Genomic DNA, 16,070 nt, shown 5'->3' with positions numbered 1-16,070 from the left:
CGCCGGCGACGCCCCGGATGCGTCCAAACCCGCGGATTACCGCGGAATTCCTTGCCCGCGACCGGCCCCGTTGCTAGGCTAGCCGGCCTGTTTTCGCTGTCCAATTTTTCGCCATCGGCGCGCCTCGCGCGCCGACCGCCGCAAGCGCCGGCGTCCAGCCGGTTCCGTCACGCCCGCCTCCTCCAGACCGGAAACCCCAGGACCGCCCCTCGATGTTCAAGAAGCTCCGCGGCATGTTCTCCAACGACCTGTCCATCGACCTGGGCACGGCCAATACCCTGATCTACGTCCGCGGGCAGGGCATCGTGCTGAACGAGCCTTCGGTGGTGGCCGTGCGCCAGGACCGCGCGATCGGCGGCACCCGCTCGGTCGCGGCGGTGGGCGCGGAGGCCAAGCAGATGCTGGGCCGCACCCCGGGCAACATCACCACCATCCGGCCGATGAAGGATGGCGTGATCGCCGACTTCACCTACACCGAGGCCATGCTCAAGCACTTCATCAAGAAGGTGCACAAGGCCCGGGTCCTGCGTCCGAGCCCGCGCGTGCTGGTGTGCGTGCCGGCCGGCTCCACCCAGGTCGAGCGCCGCGCGATCAAGGAATCGGCCGAGGAGGCCGGCGCCCGCGACGTCTACCTGATCGAGGAGCCGATGGCCGCGGCGATCGGCGCCGGCATGCCGGTGTCCGAGGCGCGCGGCTCGATGGTCATCGACATCGGCGGCGGTACCACCGAGGTCGCCGTGATCTCGCTCAACGGCATCGTGTATTCGGCTTCGGTGCGCATCGGCGGCGACCGCTTCGACGAGGCGATCACCAACTACGTGCGCCGCAACCACGGCATGCTGATCGGCGAGGTGACCGCCGAGCGGATCAAGATGGAGCTGGGTTGCGCCTATCCGCAGGCCGAGGCCAAGGAGATGGAGATCACCGGCCGCAACCTCGCCGAGGGCGTGCCGAAGATGATCAAGATCAACTCCAACGAGGTGCTGGAGGCGCTGCACGAGCCGCTGTCGGGCATCGTCTCGGCGGTCAAGCTGGCGCTGGAGCAGACCCCGCCGGAACTGGGCGCGGACGTGGCCGAGCGCGGCATCGTGCTGACCGGCGGCGGCGCCCTGCTGGCCGACCTGGACAAGCTGATCTCCGAGGAGACCGGCCTGCACGTGCAGGTCGCCGACGACCCGCTGACCTGCGTGGCCCGCGGTGGCGGCCGCGCGCTGGAGCTGGTCGACATGCACGGCAACGAGTTCTTCGCGCCGGACTGACCCGCGCCCTCCGCGCCGCCCCGCGCCGGGGCGGCGTTCGCCAGCGGCGGACGCTGCCGCCATACTCCCATCTCCGCCGCGCTGCCCCGACTGATCACCGTCCGTGTCGTCCTACGTCGGTTCCCCACACGCTGCGCGCCCCGGTGAATCCGGTCCCCTGCGGCTGCTGGCCTACCTCGCCCTGGCCGTGACCCTGCTGGTGCTGGACCACCGCGGCGGCTGGCTGTCGTGGGTGCGCACCCAGGCCACGGTGCTGGTGCAGCCGCTGCGCAGCATCGCCGGCCTGCCGGGGACGGTCCGCGGCGCGCTGCGCGACGGCCTGGCCTCGCACGCCAGCCTGGTCGAGGAGAACCGGCGCCTGCGCAACGAGCTGCTGGTGGCCAATGCGCGCCTGACCCGGCTGCGCAACGCCGCGGTCGACAACGCCCAGCTGCGCGAACTGCTGGGCGTGGTCGAGCGCCGCGGCCTGGACGTGCAGCTGGTGCCGATCCTGGACATCGACCTGGAGCCCTCGCGCCAGCGCCTGGTGCTGCGTGCCGGCAGCCGCCAGGGCGTGCAGCGCGGGCAGGCGGTGATCGACGCCGGCGGCCTGCTCGGCCAGGTGATCGAGACCACCCCGACCCAGTCCACCGTGCTGCTGCTGACCGACCCGGACCACGCGGTGCCGGTGATGGTGGCGCGCAACGGCGTGCGCCTGATCGTGTACGGCCGCGGCGACCGCCTGGAGCTGCGCGACATCCCGCTCAACCAGGACGTGCAGGTTGGTGACCAGCTGGTCACCTCCGGCCTGGGCGGGCGCTTCCCGCCGGGTTTTCCGGTGGCCACCATCACCGCCCTGCACCCGGACGACAGCCAGGCCTTCCTGGTCGGCGAGCTGAGGCCGGCCGCGCAGCTGGACCGCGGCCGCGACGTCCTGCTCCTGCGCCCTGGCGCCGCCCCCGACCTGCCGCTCCCTCCCGTCCCCGGCGAGCCCGGCGAGGCCGAGGATCCGGCCGCGCAAGGGGAGCCGGCCGCCGGCTCTTCCGAATCACCAATCCCCAATAACGAATCACAGCCTCCGCAGGAGGCGACCCGATGAGCGCCCGCGACCGCCTCGGTGGCTGGCTGCTGCCGCTGAGCCTGCTGCTGGCGCTGCTGCTGGGCCTGCTGCCGCTGCACGCGCAGCTGCAGCCGCTGCGGCCGTACTGGCTGGCCCTGGTGCTGGCCTACTGGGTGATCGAGACGCCCTCGCGCGCCGGCCTGGGCCTGGCCTTCGCCTGCGGCCTGGTCGCCGACCTGGCCTACGGCAGCCTGCTCGGCGAGCAGGCCCTGCGGCTGGTGATCATGGCCTTCATCCTGCAGCGCTTCCGCGCCCGGCTGCGTTTCTTCCCGCTGTCGCAGCAGGCGCTGGCGATCGGCGCGCTGCTGCTCAACGACCGCATCGTCGACGCGGCGGTGAACCTGGCCCTGGGGCAGCCGCTGCTGCCGTGGGAATACTGGTGGGCGCCGCTGCTGGGCCTGGCGCTGTGGCCGCCGCTGTTCCTGCTGCTGGACGCCCTGCGCCTGGGCCGCCGGGACTGAGGCCATCGCATGGGCAGCCGCCGCGCGAGCAAGAACCCGCACGCCGAGGCCGAGCAGTTCCGGCGCCGCGCCGCGCTCGGCTTCCTCGCCGTGGCGCTGGCCCTGGGCGGGCTGGCGGCCTGGTATTTCCGCCTGCAGGTGCTGCAGCACGACGACTACGCCACCCGCTCGGAGGCCAACCGCATCCGCCCGCGGCCGGTGGTGCCCGCGCGCGGCATGATCTACGACCGCCAGGGCCGGCTGCTGGCCGAGAACGTGCCCGCCTTCCGCCTGGACGTGGTCCCGGACAAGGCCGGCGACACCGAGAAGCTGCTGGCCGAGCTCGGCCGGCTGATCCGGCTGGACGAGGACGACATCGAGCGCTTCCGCCGCGAGCGCAAGGCCGGGCGCGGCTTCCGGCCGATCACCCTGAAGCTGCGCCTCACCGACGAGGAGATGGCCGCGTTCGCGGTCAACCGCTGGCGCTTCCCGGGCGTGGAGATGGAGCCGTACCTGACCCGGCACTACCCCTACGGCGAGCTGTTCGCGCACGTGATCGGCTACGTCGGCCGGATCGACGAGAAGGACCTGGAGACGCTGGGCGAGGGCGGCAGCGCGCTGACCCACATCGGCAAGACCGGGATCGAGCGCGCCTACGAGGACGTGCTGCGCGGCAAGGTCGGCTACGAGCAGATCGAGACCAACGTCCAGGGCCGCGCCCTGCGCACCGTGGGCCGGGTGCCGGCGCGTCCGGGCGCGGACCTGCGCCTGTCGATCGACGCCGAGCTGCAGCGCGCCACCGTGGCCGCGTTCGGCGACCTGGAGGGCACGGCGGTGGCGATGGATCCGCGCACCGGCGAGATCCTGGCGCTGGTGAGCCTGCCGTCGTACGACCCCAACCTGTTCGTCAACGGCATCTCCCACGCCGACTACCGCGCGCTGATGGACAACCCCTCGCGCCCGCAGTTCAACCGCGCGGTGCTCGGCGGCGTGGCCCCCGGGTCGACGCTCAAGCCGTTCCTGGCCCTGGCCGGCCTGGACAGCGGCGTGCGCCGGCCCGAGGACCGCACCCTGTCCACTGGCATGTTCTACCTGCCCGGCACCAGCCGCGGCTGGGGCGATTCGCACCGCGGCGGCCATGGCTGGACCGACGCGCGCAAGTCGATCGCCGATTCGGTCAACACGTACTACTACCAGCTGGCGCTGGACATGGGCATCGAGCGGATCGAGCGCTTCCTGGTGCGCTACGGCTTCGGCCAGCCCTCGGGCATCGACCTGGTCGGCGAGAGCTCGGGCATCCTGCCCACCCCGGCGTGGAAGATGAAGCAGCGCAAGGAGCGCTGGTATCCCGGCGACACCGTGAACATCTCCATCGGCCAGGGCGACTGGAAGGTCACCCCGCTGCAGATGGTGCGCGCCACCGGTGCCCTGGCCGACGAGGGCCGGCTGCGCCGTCCGCGCCTGGTGGAGGCGCGCCGCGACCGCTTCGACGCGCCGTGGGCGCCGCTGCCCGGCGGCGAGCCGGAGCGGATCAGCGAGCGCCCGGACAACCTCCGGGTGGTGCGCGAGGGCATGGAGATGACCGTGCACGGCCCCGGCGGCACCGCGCGCGCGATCGGCGTCGGCGCGCCGTACCGGATCGCCGGCAAGACCGGCACCGCGCAGGTGGTCAGCCGCCGCGGCACCAGCGCGGTCGACCCGCGCAGCCTGCCCATGCACCTGCGCCACCGCGCGCTGTTCATCGGCTTCGCCCCGGCCGAGGACCCGCAGATCGCGGTGGCGGTGGCGGTGGAGGGCGGCGGCTACGGCGGCAGCACCGCCGCGCCGATCGCGCGCAAGATCTTCGACGCCTGGCTGCTGGGCAAGCTGCCGGACGGGCTGGAACCGCTGGACGGCGCCCCGCAGCCTGCCTCCTGCAGCGAGGGCGGCGCCGGGTGCGCGCCGCTGGACGCGGCGGGGCAGCCCGGGGAGGGCACGCCATCCGCCGGCGCGGGCGGGGATGCCGCCGCGGTGCCGGCCGCGCCGGTGGCGTCGCGGCGCACCCCGGCCCTGGCCAGCGACCGCAATCCCGCCGGCAACAGCTTCGGCAGCTGGATCCGGCGCCAGCCGCACCTGCTGCGCCAGGCCACGCCCGCGGCCGGCGGCGGCAGCGGCGATGGCAGGCGCGGCGACAACGGCACCGACAACGGCACCGGCACGCAGGTGTCGCCTGCCCCGCCTGCCGGGCCCGGCGGGGACGCGCCCGCCGCCCCGGCGTCCCCCGGACCCGCGCCCGACCAGGAGGGAGGCGACCCATGAGGGATTTCCTGCGCTGGTTGCTGGACCTGGCCGGGCGCTTCGTGCGCACCCTGGACTGGCCGCTGTGCCTGGCCCTGGCCGGGCTGATGGCGTTCGGCCTGGCGGTGCTGTACAGCGCCGGCGGCCCCTCCGGCGGCGCCGCGCTGGTCAAGGCCCAGGGCGCGCGCTTCGCCCTGGGCGTGCTGGCGATGTGGGCGCTTTCGCGGGTCTCGGTGATCCGCCTGCGTGCCTGGTCGCCGATCGTGTACGCGCTGTCGCTGCTGCCGCTGCTGGCGGTGCTGCTGGTGGGCACCGGCAAGCACGGCCGGCACTGGCTCAACCTCGGCGTGTTCTACCTGCAGCCCTCGGAGCTGCTGAAGATCGCCCTGCCGATGATGGTCGCCTGGTACCTGCACTCGCGGCCCCTGCCGCCGCGGGTACCGACGGTGCTGGCCACCGGCGTGCTGATCGCGGTGCCGACCGGGCTGATCCTGCTGCAGCCGGACTTCGGCACGGCGATGCTGATCGCCAGCAGCGGCGTGTTCGCCCTGCTGCTGGCCGGCCTGCCGTGGTGGTGGGTCGGGGTCGGCATCGGCGGCGTGGCCGCGGTGGCGCCGGTGGCCTGGTTCTGGCTGCTGCGGCCGTACCAGAAGGACCGGATCCTGACCTTCCTCGATCCGGAGCGCGATCCGCTGGGAGCCGGCTGGAACATCATCCAGTCCAAGATCGCGATCGGTTCCGGCGGCCTCACCGGCAAGGGCTGGGGCGAGGGCAGCCAGTCGCACCTGAACTTCATCCCCGAGCAGACCACCGACTTCGCCTTCGCCGTGCTCAGCGAGGAGTTCGGCTGGATCGGCGTGGCCACCATGCTGGCCCTGTACCTGTTCGTGATCGGGCGCTGCCTGTGGATCGCGGCGCAGGCGCGCGACGGCTACTCGCGGCTGCTGGCCGGCTCGCTGGGCCTGGCCTTCTTCGTCTACGTGCTGGTCAACGGCGGCATGGTCTCCGGCCTGCTGCCGGTGGTCGGCGTGCCGATGCCGCTGCTGAGCTATGGCGGCACCTCGGCGGTGTCGCTGCTGGCCGGGCTGGGGCTGGTGATGGCGGTGCGCAGCCACCGTCCGGTCCATGCCTGGCACTGAAGCGGGAAATCCCAATGCCTGCGCGGCCTTGCGCGCGCATGCTAATCTGCCTTCGATGACCAGGAAGCCCGCAACGCGCGGCCGTGTGCTGACCGGCCTGATCCTCGCCGGACTGCTGGGCTGCACGCCCCGCGCCGGCGTCGTGTCCCAGAACCCGCCGGACGCGGTCCCGGTGGCCGCCACGTCCACGCCGGCCGAGGCCCGGCCCGAGGCCCCGGCCGCCGCGCCGGTGGACCTCACCCCGGTGCCGTTCGAGCTGGCGCGCGCGCGCTTCGTCGCCCAGACCAGCGAGCGCTACGGCATTCCCGCCGCCGAGATCGAGGCCACCCTGGCCCGGGCGAACTTCCTCGACAGCGTGGTCGCGGCGATGTCGCGACCGGCCGAGCGGGTCAAGCCCTGGCACGAGTACCGGCCGATGTTCATCAGCCAGGCCCGGATCGACGGTGGCCGCCGCTTCCTCGAACAGCACCGGGCGAAGCTGGCGAAGGTGGAGGCCGAAACCGGCGTGCCGGCCGAGGTGATCGTGGCGATCATCGGCGTGGAGACCAGCTACGGCGCCAACACCGGCCGCTATTCGGTGCTCGACGCGCTGTACACCCTGGCCTTCCGCTACCCGCGCAGCGGCGACCCGGCCAAGCTCGAGCGCGAGGTGCGGCGCGAGCTGTTCTTCCGCGAGGAACTGGCGCAGCTGTTCGCGCTGGGCCGCGAGGAAAAGCTCGACATCGCCGCGCTCAAGGGCAGCTACGCCGGCGCCATGGGCATGGGCCAGTTCATGCCCTCCAGCTACCGCGAGTACGCGGTGGACGGCGACGGCGACGGCCGCCGCGACCTGTTCGGCAGCCTCGACGACGTGTTCGCCTCGGTCGCCAACTACTTCGTGGAGAAGGGCGGCTGGGTGCGCGGCGGCCTGGTCGCGGTGCCGGCCACCCTGGAGCCGGGGCGCGAGCCGTTCGAGCCGTCCGAGTGGGCGCCCACCCACAGCCTGGCCGAGCTGGCCGCGCGCGGCTACACCCCGCAGGCGCCGGTGCCGGCCGGCGCCACCGCCACCCCGGTCAGCCTGGCCGGCAGCAACGGCCCGCAGTACTGGCTGGGCTTCCAGAACTACTACGCGATCACCCGCTACAACATCTCCAAGATGTACGCGATGGCGGTGTTCCAGCTGTCGGAGGCGATCGCCGGGCGGGAGATCCCGCCGGCATGACCCGGCGCCGGGCCCGGACCCTGGGGCTGCGCGCCGCCATGGTGCTGGCCGCGCTTGCGCTGGCCGCCTGCGGCAGCGCGCCGAAGAAGCCTGCGGCCCCGTCCACGGGCAGGGCCGGCGGCGCGCCCGCGGGCGCCGCGCCGGCCGGCGACTGCGCCGGGGTCTACTACCCGCCGGCGCAGGAGGACCCGTCCACCCGCGGCCACTACACGGCCGGTGGGCTGTACAAGCCCGGGGTGCCTGACCGGCTCCCCGACCACCTGCCCAACGTCGACTGCATCCCCGAGCCGGTGGTGACCGACGAGCCGCGCTCGCCGGTCGGCAACCGCTCGCCGTACACGGTGCTGGGCAAGCAGTACAAGGTGCTGGACCGTCCGCACGGCTACGTCGAGCAGGGCATCGCCTCCTACTACGGCGCCAAGTTCCACGGCCGCCGCACCTCGAACATGGAGGTGTACGACATGTACGCCTTCACCGCCGCGCACAAGACCCTGCCGCTGCCCAGCTTCGCCCGCGTCACCAACCTGGACAACGGCAAGTCGGTGGTGGTGCGGGTCAACGACCGCGGCCCGTTCCACGAGGGCCGGGTGATCGACCTCAGCTACGCCGCGGCGGTCAAGCTGGGCATCCATCCGCGCGGTACCGGGCGGGTCGAGGTGCGCGCGCTGGTCCCGGGCGAGGACGACGGCACCCGTTACGCCGGCCGCGCCGCCACCCCCGCTGCGCGCCCGGCCACGCCCGCGCCGGTGCAGACCGCGCCGGCCACCCCGGCCACCGCCCTGGACCAGCTGGTGCAGGCGCTGCCACCGGATCCGCCGCCCGCTGCCGCCGCGCCGGCAGCCGCCACCCCCGCCGCGCCGGCCGCCGCTGCGTCGACCCTGCTGCAGGTGGCCAGCTTCTCCAGCGCCGACAATGCCCGCCGCGCCCTGGAACGGTTGCTGGCCGCGGGCATCAGCGACGCGCGCCTGGAGGACGTGGTCAGCGGCGGGCGCACCCTGTGGCGCCTGCGGGTGCCGGCCGCCGGCGACCCGGCGGAACTTGCACTGCGCATCGCCGGTCTGGGATTCGGTACCCCGCAGCCGGTGCGCGACTGAGCCGGGGCTACAATCCGTCCTTTCGTCCTTCCCTTCCGCCCGGCCGCGAGCCGGTTGCCGCAGGAGTTCCCGTTTCCATGAAGTTCCGTTCCCCAGGCATGCTCGCCGCCCTCGCCGCGGTGGCCACCTTCGCCTTCGGCCTGGCCAGCGCCCAGGCGCCGGCACCCGCCCCGGCGGCGCCGGCCGCCGCCGCGCCGGCCCCGGTCGCGATCCCGCCGGCGCCGCGTCCCTCCCAGGCCACCGCCTGGCTGGTGATGGACTACGCCACCGGCCAGATCCTGGCCGGGGAGAACGTCGACGAGCGGGTGGAACCGGCCAGCATCACCAAGGTGATGACCGCCTACGTGATCGCCGCGGAAATGGCCGCCGGCCGGGTCCGGCCCGACGACCAGGTGCTGATGAGCGAGCGCGCATGGCGCGAGGGCGGCGCGCGCACCGACGGCAGCTTCAGCGGCTTCCCGGTCAACCAGACCGCGCCGCTGGAGGATATGGAGAAGGGCATGGCGGTGCAGTCGGGCAACGACGCCGCGATCGCCCTGGCCGAGCACGTGGCCGGCACCCAGGAGGCGTTCGCCGACCTGATGAACAGCTACGCGGCGAAGATCGGCATGAAGAACAGCCACTTCGTCAACGCCCACGGCCTGTCGGCGGAAGGGCACTACAGCACCGCGCGCGACCTGGCGCTGCTGGGCCGCGCCTTCGTGCGCGACTACCCGGAGCAGTACGCGTACAACAAGATCAAGGAATTCACGGTCAACGGCATCACCCAGCCGAACCGCAACCTGCTGCTGTGGCGCGATTCCTCGGTCGACGGCATCAAGACCGGGCACCACTCCAGGGCCGGCTACTGCCTGATGAGCTCGGCCCAGCGCGGCGACCAGCGCCTGATCGCGGTGCTGATGGGCGGCGCCTCCGAGCGCCAGCGCGCCGACGACAGCCTGGCCCTGCTCAACTGGGGCTTCCGCTTCCACGAGACCCACCGCCTGTACGAGCCCGGCAAGCCGGTGGCTTCGCTGAAGGTGTGGAAGGGCAAGGCCGACCAGGTGCAGCTGGGCGTGGCCGAGCCGCTGCTGGTGAGCGTGGCCCGTGGCCGCTACGGCGACCTCAAGCCGGCGATGGAAGTGCCGCGCTCGCTGGTGGCGCCGATTGCCGCCGGGCAGCAGATCGGCACGGTGAAGGTGTCGCTGGACGGCCAGGTCATCGCCGAGGCGCCGCTGGTGGCCACCGGCGCGGTCGAGGAGGCCGGTTTCTTCAAGCGCCTGTGGGACGCGTTCTGGATGTGGTGGGAATCCTGACGGATCGCCCACGCAACGCCCTGGAAACAGCCGGCCCCGCGCCGGCTGTTTTCGTTGCGCGCGACCGCGCCTCCCGACGGGTGGCGCCCGCTCGGGTTTTTCCATCGTTTATCCTCGGCCGGCGCGTTGCCTGCCGAGGTCGCGCGTGGCGGGCGGGATTGCCCGCGCTTTGTGCAAATCTCCAACGGGGAAAAACATGGGCAATAGGAAGGCAGTACGCGCGGCGCTCGGCGCTGCGTTGACGGTGGCGCTTGTGTCCGCTCCGGCCATGGCGCAACGGCACAGCGCGCAGGAACTGCGCCAGCAGCAGGCGGCGGAGATCCCGGTATGCAAGAAGCCGCTGGGCACGATCTCGGTACTGGAACCGGAGCATGGGGTGAACTGGTGGAGCGGCCACCAGCTCCCGGAGCCCTCGCGCCTGATCAAGGTGTTCGTGTCGCGCTCGCGCTGCTTCACCCTGGTCGACCGCGGCGCCGGCATGGCCGCCGCGCAGAACGAGCGCGCGCTGGCGGCGGACGGCAACCTGCGCCGCGGCTCCAACGTCGGCAAGGGCCAGGTCAAGGCGGCCGACTACGTGCTGGTGCCTGACCTGATCTCGCAGAACAGCGACGCCGGCGGCAACGCGGTCGGCGGCCTGCTCAGCGGCCTGGTCGGCGGCCGTGCCGGGCAGGTGCTCGGCGGCCTCAACTTCAAGAAGAAGACCGCCGACGTGGTGCTGACGGTCACCGACGTGCGCTCCTCCGAGCAGGTGGCGCTGGCCGAGGGCAGCGCCAAGAAGACCGACATCGGCTTCGGCGCGCGCGGCAACCTGTTCTCGGGCAGCGGCCTGGGCGCGGCCGGCGTCGGCGGCTACGCCAACACCGAGATCGGCCAGGTCATCACCCTGGCCTACCTGCAGGCCTACACCAACCTGGTCGCCCAGCTCGGCGGCCTGCCGGAGGACGCCTCGGCGGCCAGCCCGATCCAGGCCCTGCGCGTAACCCGCGCGGCGCGCATGCTGGCCAACGCCAAGGGCACCGGCAAGGCGGTGCGCGACCTGGAGCCTGGCATGCTGCTGTACCCGACCGGGCAGAAGGACGGGGCGATGTGGGAAGTCGAGGACGAACTCGGCAACCGCGGCTGGGTCAACTCGACCAGCACCGAACTGGCCCGCTGAGCGCGGCGGTTCCGGGGAAGGCCGGCGCTTTGCCGGCCTTTTCCTTTTGCGGGAGGGTGGCCTCCCGGCCTTGTTCATTGAAATGAAGGTTTCGTTAAACTTGGCTTCCTGCGCGCCGCAACCAGGCGCCAGAGCAATCCAAGGGGAAACCATGAGCCATCCGCATCTTCCGTCCCGTGCCCTGGTGCTGGGCGCGGTCCTCGCCACGGCGGCCTGGGCGCCGGACGCCCGCGCCGCCCTGTTCGGCTCCACCTGCAGCGAGCCGATCGGCACCGTGCGCATCTCCGAGCCGGACGACGGCGACGAGCTGTGGGCCAGCTACGGCCTGTCGGCCCCGACCCGCATGCTGCGGGTGCTGGTCAACGAATCGCGCTGCTTCACCGTGGTCGACCGCGGCGCCGGCCTGGCCGCGATCCGTGCCGAGCAGGAGCTGGCCGCGGCCGGCCAGCTGCGCGAGGGCCACAACGTCGGCGGTGGCCAGATCCGCGCCGCCGACTTCGTGCTGGTCCCGGACATCGTCTCGCAGAACGCCAATGCCGGCGGCAGCAGCTTCGGGGTCGAGGCCGAGGCCAAGCGCGGCCTGCTGCGCGGGATCACCGGCGCCGGCCGCGCCGGCGTGTCCACCCGGCGCCAGAACGCGGAGGTGGTGCTGACCCTGATCGATGCGCGCACCTCCGAGCAGGTGGCCACCGTCAGCGGCGAGGCCAAGATCTCCGACAAGGCCTGGGACGCGGCGCTGCGCGCGCAGCAGGCCCAGGCCGGCGTGCGCGGCGGGATCCACTACAGCAGCTGGGAAAACACCGAGATCGGCAAGGTGATCAAGAAGGCCTACGAGGAGGCCTTCGAGAAGATGGAGCCGGCCCTGCGCCGGCTGGCCGCGCAGCGCACCGGGCGCCCGCAGGGGATGATGTCGGCCGCCCTGGGCCTGCTGGGCGTGCCCAAGGACGCCCCGGCGGCGCTGCGGACGGGCGCGGCGCCCGCCCCGGTGGCCGCCGCCGCGGCTCCGGCCCCCGTGCCGGCCGCTGCGCCGGAACCGGAGCCGGCCCCCGTCGCCGCCGCGCCCGCCGCCGAACCGGCGGTTGCCGCGCCGGCGCCGGCGGCGGTGGTGGCGCCGGACATGGACGCGGACGCGGAGCTGCTGGCCAGCCAGACCCTGGCCCTGCGCCGTACCGCGCGCCTGCTGGCCCAGCCCAGCGCCGACGCCGACGTCGTGGCCGAGCTGCGCACCGGCATGCTGCTGTTCCCGACCGGCGGCAAGCAGGGCACCATGCTCGAGGTCGAAAACGAGGTCGGCCAGCGCGGCTGGGTGCCCTCGGCCGCGGTCACCGTCGCCCAGTAAGGCGCGTTCCCCCGGCGCCGCCGCGCGGCGGCGCCGGCTTCCCGGCCGGGCCTACAGCATCCGGCTGATGGTGAAGCTGCCGAACACCGGCCGCTCCTTCTGCCCCTCGAACTCGCGCGCGCCGTGGTAGCGCGCCAGCGCGAACTTCCAGCGGCCGTGGGTCACGGCCATCCCGTAGCCGACCTCGCCCACCAGCGGCCGCTTGTCCACGCTGTGGCTGCTGCGGAAGGTGTTGCCGTCCAGGGTGATGTCGCGCGCCACCGCGCGCACGTCGGAGGTGGCGAACACGTGCCAGGACCAGCCCGACAGGCGTTCGCGCGCCGGCGCGGTGTTCTCGCCGGCCGGACGCAGCGGGGTGCTGCCGAAGTCGTCGGGCAGGCGCCAGCCCCAGCGCAGTTCCAGGCCGGTGTTGACGTAGGTGGCGCGGTTGCCGAGGGCGCCGCCGTAGTGCGCGATCGCGTCCCAGCCCCAGCCGCCGGCGTTGCCCTCGCTGTCGCCCCAGCGGTGCATGCGTTCGTGCACGATGCCCAGCAGCGGCTCGTTGTGCAGCTGGTTGTCCCAGCCGCGGAAGTCCTCGCCGTCGAACACGTGGTGCACCGCCCTCTGCACCTGCTTGCCCAGGGCCGCCGGGCCGATCACGCCCAGCTGCAGCTGGGTGGTGCGCAGGCTGTCGCCGCTGCGCGCGTTGTAGCCGAAGCTGGCCATCAGGATCGCCGCGTACGGGCGGTCGTCGGGGATCAGGTCGGCGCGGCTGTAGTCGGTGGGCGTGTACAGGCTCTGGCTGATGCTGAACACCATGTTCTGCTGCTCGAAGCGGCCGGGATGCAGCCGCTCCAGGTAGCGGTTGATCCAGCGCGCGGGGCGCGGCAGGCAGGGGTCGTCGGTGTAGTCGGCCAGGTTGGGCGAGACCAGGGTGATCACCGCGCCATTGGTGTATCCCTGGTCCTGGTTCTCGCCGCCGAACAGGTCGTTGTCGACGCGGAAGTTCACCGCCGGCGGGGTTTCGCTGAGGCGGCTGTTGCTGCATTGCGGGGCGCCGATGGCCGCGGCGGGGAACAGGAAGACCAACAACAACGCGGCGGTGGGGACGCGCGGGGGTCGCGTCCGTGCGGGAGCGGGCATGGGCGGGATCCTTGGGCGGGGGAGGTGGTGGGGGAGGGACGCGCATTGAATCGCATGCGGAGCGTCCGCGGGGCGTGCATGGCCGCACCGGTGCGTTGCAACGCACCGCCGCTTGGGTTCGCGCACGCAGGCCCTGATAATGCCCCGATGGAAATCAAGTCCGACAACCCCCAGCACGGCTTCCAGTTCCCCGGCACCTTCGAGCTCAGCGCCATGGGCGCGGCCGACAAGGGCCTGGAGACCGAACTGCCCCGGTTGCTGGCCGCCACCGGCGTGGAAGTGCTGGAGGAAAGCGTGCAGTGGCGCCATTCCTCCAACGGCCGCTACGTTTCGGTGCGGATCGGCTTCCGCGCCCAGAGCCGCGAGCAGTACGAGCGCGCCCACCAGGCGCTGCGCGACCATCCGGAAGTGAAATGGACGCTGTGAACGCCTGCGGCGCCTCCGCGGCGCCGGCCCGCGCCCTGCGCCCGGCGCGGGTATTCGACCTCGGCCGCCAGGCCTACGAGCCGGTGTGGCGGGCAATGCAGCGTTTCACCGACGCGCGCGATGGCGACACCGTGGACGAGCTGTGGCTGGTCGAGCACGAGCCGGTGTTCACCCTCGGCCAGGCCGGCAAGCCCGAGCACGTGCTGGCGCCGGGCGACATCCCGGTGCTGCACGTGGACCGCGGCGGCCAGGTGACCTACCACGGCCCCGGCCAGATCGTGCTCTACCCGCTGCTGGACCTGCGCCGGCTGGGCGTGGGCGTGCGCGAGTACGTGTGCCGGATCGAGCAGGCGATCATCGACACGCTCGGCGAATGGAACATCGGCGGCGGGCGCCGCGAGGGCGCGCCGGGCGTGTACGTGGGCGGGGCCAAGGTCGCGGCGCTGGGCATCCGCGTGCGCCGCGGCTGCTGCTTCCACGGCCTGTCGTTCAACATCGGCATGGACCTGGAGCCGTTCCACCGGATCAATCCCTGCGGTTACCAGGGGCTGCGCGTGACCTCGTTGCAGGACCTGGGCGGCCCGTCCTCGATGGACGCGGTCAAGCCGGTGCTGCTGGAGCAGGTCGCGCGCCAGTTCGGGCTGGAGCTGCGGCCCCAGGCGGGGCTGCCCGACCTCTCCGCCGCGCCAGGCGGGGAATGAAGACCGGCGCTGCGGGCGCCGGGAATGGAATCGGGTGCCGGCGTGCATGACGCGTTGCCGCGCGCCGCTGGCCTGGCCGCACTGCCCGGGGCTTCCCCCTCCCGCTCGCCGCCCTGGCTCCGATGCGCGACCACGGGCCATCCATGGCCTGCTTGCCCCATCCCCCGCGCTACCGCGTCCGCGGGCGCGCCGGGCGCGTGGCTTCGTTTTCCCGTACCCGGAGTGGGGTGCCATCCAGCTGCGCCGCAGGCGCGGACAGTGGGGGCTGGCCCCGTCCGTTCCATCCGCCGCCACCGGGCGTTCCGGTCCCGGCACTGCTGGTGCCGGGCGCGGGGCGCGGCGGCGGCCTACAATAGGCGCCATGACTGACGCCGCTCCCCGCACCATCCCGCTCCAGGTCCTGTCCGAACCTGCCGCCCCGGCGGCTCCGCTGCAGGCCGGGGCCAAGCAGCTGGGCGGGGACAAGATCGGCCGTTCTCCTGTGCAGTTCGCCGACGCCCCGGTGCTGCGCAAGCCTTCGTGGATCCGCGTGCGCATCCCGTCCGGCAACGCCGTGCAGAACCTCAAGGCCAAGCTGCGCGCCAACCGCCTGGTCACGGTGTGCGAAGAGGCCAGCTGCCCGAACATCCACGAGTGCTTCGGCCACGGCACCGCGACCTTCATGATCCTCGGCGAGGTCTGCACCCGCCGCTGCTCGTTCTGCGACGTGGCCCACGGCCGCCCGAAGCCGCCGGATCCGGACGAGCCGGCCAGCCTCGGCCAGACCGTGGCCGACATGGGCCTGAGGTACGTGGTGGTCACCAGCGTGGACCGCGACGACCTGCGCGACGGCGGCGCCCAGCACTTCGTCGACTGCATCGCCGCCATCCGCGAGCGCGCTCCCGGCACCCGGATCGAGATCCTGACCCCGGACTTCCGCGGCAAGGGGCGCATGGAGCGCGCGCTGGAAATCCTGGCGAAGAACCCGCCGGACGTGTTCAACCACAACATCGAGACCGTCCCGGACCTGTACCGCAACGTGCGCCCGGGCGCGGACTACCAGTGGTCGCTGACCCTGCTGAAGAACTTCAAGGCGCAGCATCCGTCGATCCCGACCAAGTCCGGGATCATGCTGGGCCTGGGCGAGACCCTTGAGCAGGTGCAGGCGACCCTGCGCGACCTGCGCGCGCACGACGTGGACATGGTCACCATCGGCCAGTACCTGCAGCCGACCGCGCACCACCACCCGGTGATGCGCTACTGGACCCCCGAGGAGTTCAAGGCGCTGGAGGAGTACGGCTACCAGCTGGGCTTCAGCCACGTCGCCTCCGGGCCGATGGTACGTTCGTCCTACCACGCCGACCGCCAGGCGGCCGGCGCCGGGGTGGCGGCCTGAGCCGGCCGCGCGCGGTCCTTCTCCTCCGCGGGCGCCGGCCCCGTCGCGCCCCGTCGCCACGCCGTTTCCGTTCACCTTTCCCTACGCCGCAGCGGCTAGCCTGCGGCGGAACGTCCCCGTGCACCCACGGGACCGTCCGGCAACTTC

At 72.9% G+C, this 16,070-nt stretch carries 13 protein-coding genes and 1 pseudogene; 13 read left to right on the top strand and 1 reads right to left on the bottom strand.

Going from position 1 to position 16,070, the window contains the following annotated elements:
- Nucleotides 1–212 precede the first annotated feature (212 nt).
- From EIM48_RS03620 to EIM48_RS03575, 10 genes and pseudogenes are all read left to right on the top strand, one after another.
- Nucleotides 213–1,259, top strand: coding sequence for a rod shape-determining protein (locus EIM48_RS03620; protein WP_013533965.1), 1,047 nt, complete (start codon nucleotides 213–215; stop codon nucleotides 1,257–1,259).
- A gap of 103 nt (nucleotides 1,260–1,362) precedes the next feature.
- Nucleotides 1,363–2,337, top strand: coding sequence for a rod shape-determining protein MreC (gene mreC / locus EIM48_RS03615; protein WP_125111086.1), 975 nt, complete (start codon nucleotides 1,363–1,365; stop codon nucleotides 2,335–2,337).
- Nucleotides 2,334–2,819 (top strand): rod shape-determining protein MreD, encoded by a 486-nt coding sequence (mreD, locus tag EIM48_RS03610; protein ID WP_019397792.1) that lies wholly within the window; start codon nucleotides 2,334–2,336, stop codon nucleotides 2,817–2,819. The genes mreC and mreD overlap by 4 nt, the downstream gene beginning before the upstream one ends.
- 9 nt (nucleotides 2,820–2,828) lie before the next feature.
- Nucleotides 2,829–4,691: pseudogene (mrdA, locus tag EIM48_RS03605) on the top strand (penicillin-binding protein 2); the annotation flags it as partial.
- A 401-nt stretch (nucleotides 4,692–5,092) separates the two neighbouring features.
- Nucleotides 5,093–6,214 (top strand): rod shape-determining protein RodA, encoded by a 1,122-nt coding sequence (rodA, locus tag EIM48_RS03600; RefSeq protein ID WP_019398170.1) that lies wholly within the window; start codon nucleotides 5,093–5,095, stop codon nucleotides 6,212–6,214.
- A 55-nt stretch (nucleotides 6,215–6,269) separates the two neighbouring features.
- Entirely contained in the window at nucleotides 6,270–7,415 is a 1,146-nt protein-coding gene (gene mltB, locus EIM48_RS03595) for a lytic murein transglycosylase B (RefSeq protein ID WP_125111085.1), read from the top strand.
- Complete coding sequence (locus EIM48_RS03590) at nucleotides 7,412–8,509, top strand: septal ring lytic transglycosylase RlpA family protein (protein ID WP_125075796.1); 1,098 nt, start codon at nucleotides 7,412–7,414, stop codon at nucleotides 8,507–8,509. The genes mltB and EIM48_RS03590 overlap by 4 nt, the downstream gene beginning before the upstream one ends.
- Nucleotides 8,510–8,586: 77 nt before the next feature.
- On the top strand, nucleotides 8,587–9,804 hold the full coding sequence (locus EIM48_RS03585) for a D-alanyl-D-alanine carboxypeptidase family protein (RefSeq protein ID WP_125075797.1): 1,218 nt from the start codon (nucleotides 8,587–8,589) through the stop codon (nucleotides 9,802–9,804).
- A 268-nt stretch (nucleotides 9,805–10,072) separates the two neighbouring features.
- Nucleotides 10,073–10,960, top strand: coding sequence for a CsgG/HfaB family protein (locus EIM48_RS03580; RefSeq protein WP_019397118.1), 888 nt, complete (start codon nucleotides 10,073–10,075; stop codon nucleotides 10,958–10,960).
- Between the two features lie 151 nt (nucleotides 10,961–11,111).
- On the top strand, nucleotides 11,112–12,299 hold the full coding sequence (locus EIM48_RS03575; RefSeq protein ID WP_051403605.1) for a CsgG/HfaB family protein: 1,188 nt from the start codon (nucleotides 11,112–11,114) through the stop codon (nucleotides 12,297–12,299).
- 51 nt (nucleotides 12,300–12,350) lie between these two features.
- Here the strand turns inward: EIM48_RS03575 and EIM48_RS03570 are convergent, their stop codons facing one another.
- Nucleotides 12,351–13,421, bottom strand: a complete 1,071-nt coding sequence (locus EIM48_RS03570) for a lipid A deacylase LpxR family protein (protein ID WP_343202905.1) — start codon at nucleotides 13,419–13,421, stop codon at nucleotides 12,351–12,353.
- A gap of 147 nt (nucleotides 13,422–13,568) precedes the next feature.
- Between EIM48_RS03570 and EIM48_RS03565 the strand changes: the two genes are divergently transcribed.
- The 3 genes from EIM48_RS03565 to lipA all read left to right on the top strand — a co-directional run bounded on the left by EIM48_RS03565 (nucleotide 13,569) and on the right by lipA (nucleotide 15,923).
- Nucleotides 13,569–13,847 carry a DUF493 family protein gene (locus tag EIM48_RS03565; protein ID WP_125111084.1) on the top strand — a complete coding sequence of 93 codons (279 nt, stop codon included), beginning with the start codon at nucleotides 13,569–13,571 and terminating at the stop codon, nucleotides 13,845–13,847.
- Complete coding sequence (gene lipB, locus EIM48_RS03560) at nucleotides 13,835–14,548, top strand: lipoyl(octanoyl) transferase LipB (protein WP_125111083.1); 714 nt, start codon at nucleotides 13,835–13,837, stop codon at nucleotides 14,546–14,548. The genes EIM48_RS03565 and lipB overlap by 13 nt, the downstream gene beginning before the upstream one ends.
- Before the next feature lie 361 nt (nucleotides 14,549–14,909).
- Entirely contained in the window at nucleotides 14,910–15,923 is a 1,014-nt protein-coding gene (gene lipA, locus EIM48_RS03555; RefSeq protein ID WP_125075799.1) for a lipoyl synthase, read from the top strand.
- Nucleotides 15,924–16,070: the final 147 nt, after the last annotated feature.

This window comes from Pseudoxanthomonas sp. SGNA-20 (genome assembly GCF_003931635.1).
GTDB lineage: Bacteria > Pseudomonadota > Gammaproteobacteria > Xanthomonadales > Xanthomonadaceae > Pseudoxanthomonas.
This window is presented reverse-complemented; position numbering and strand designations above follow the sequence as displayed.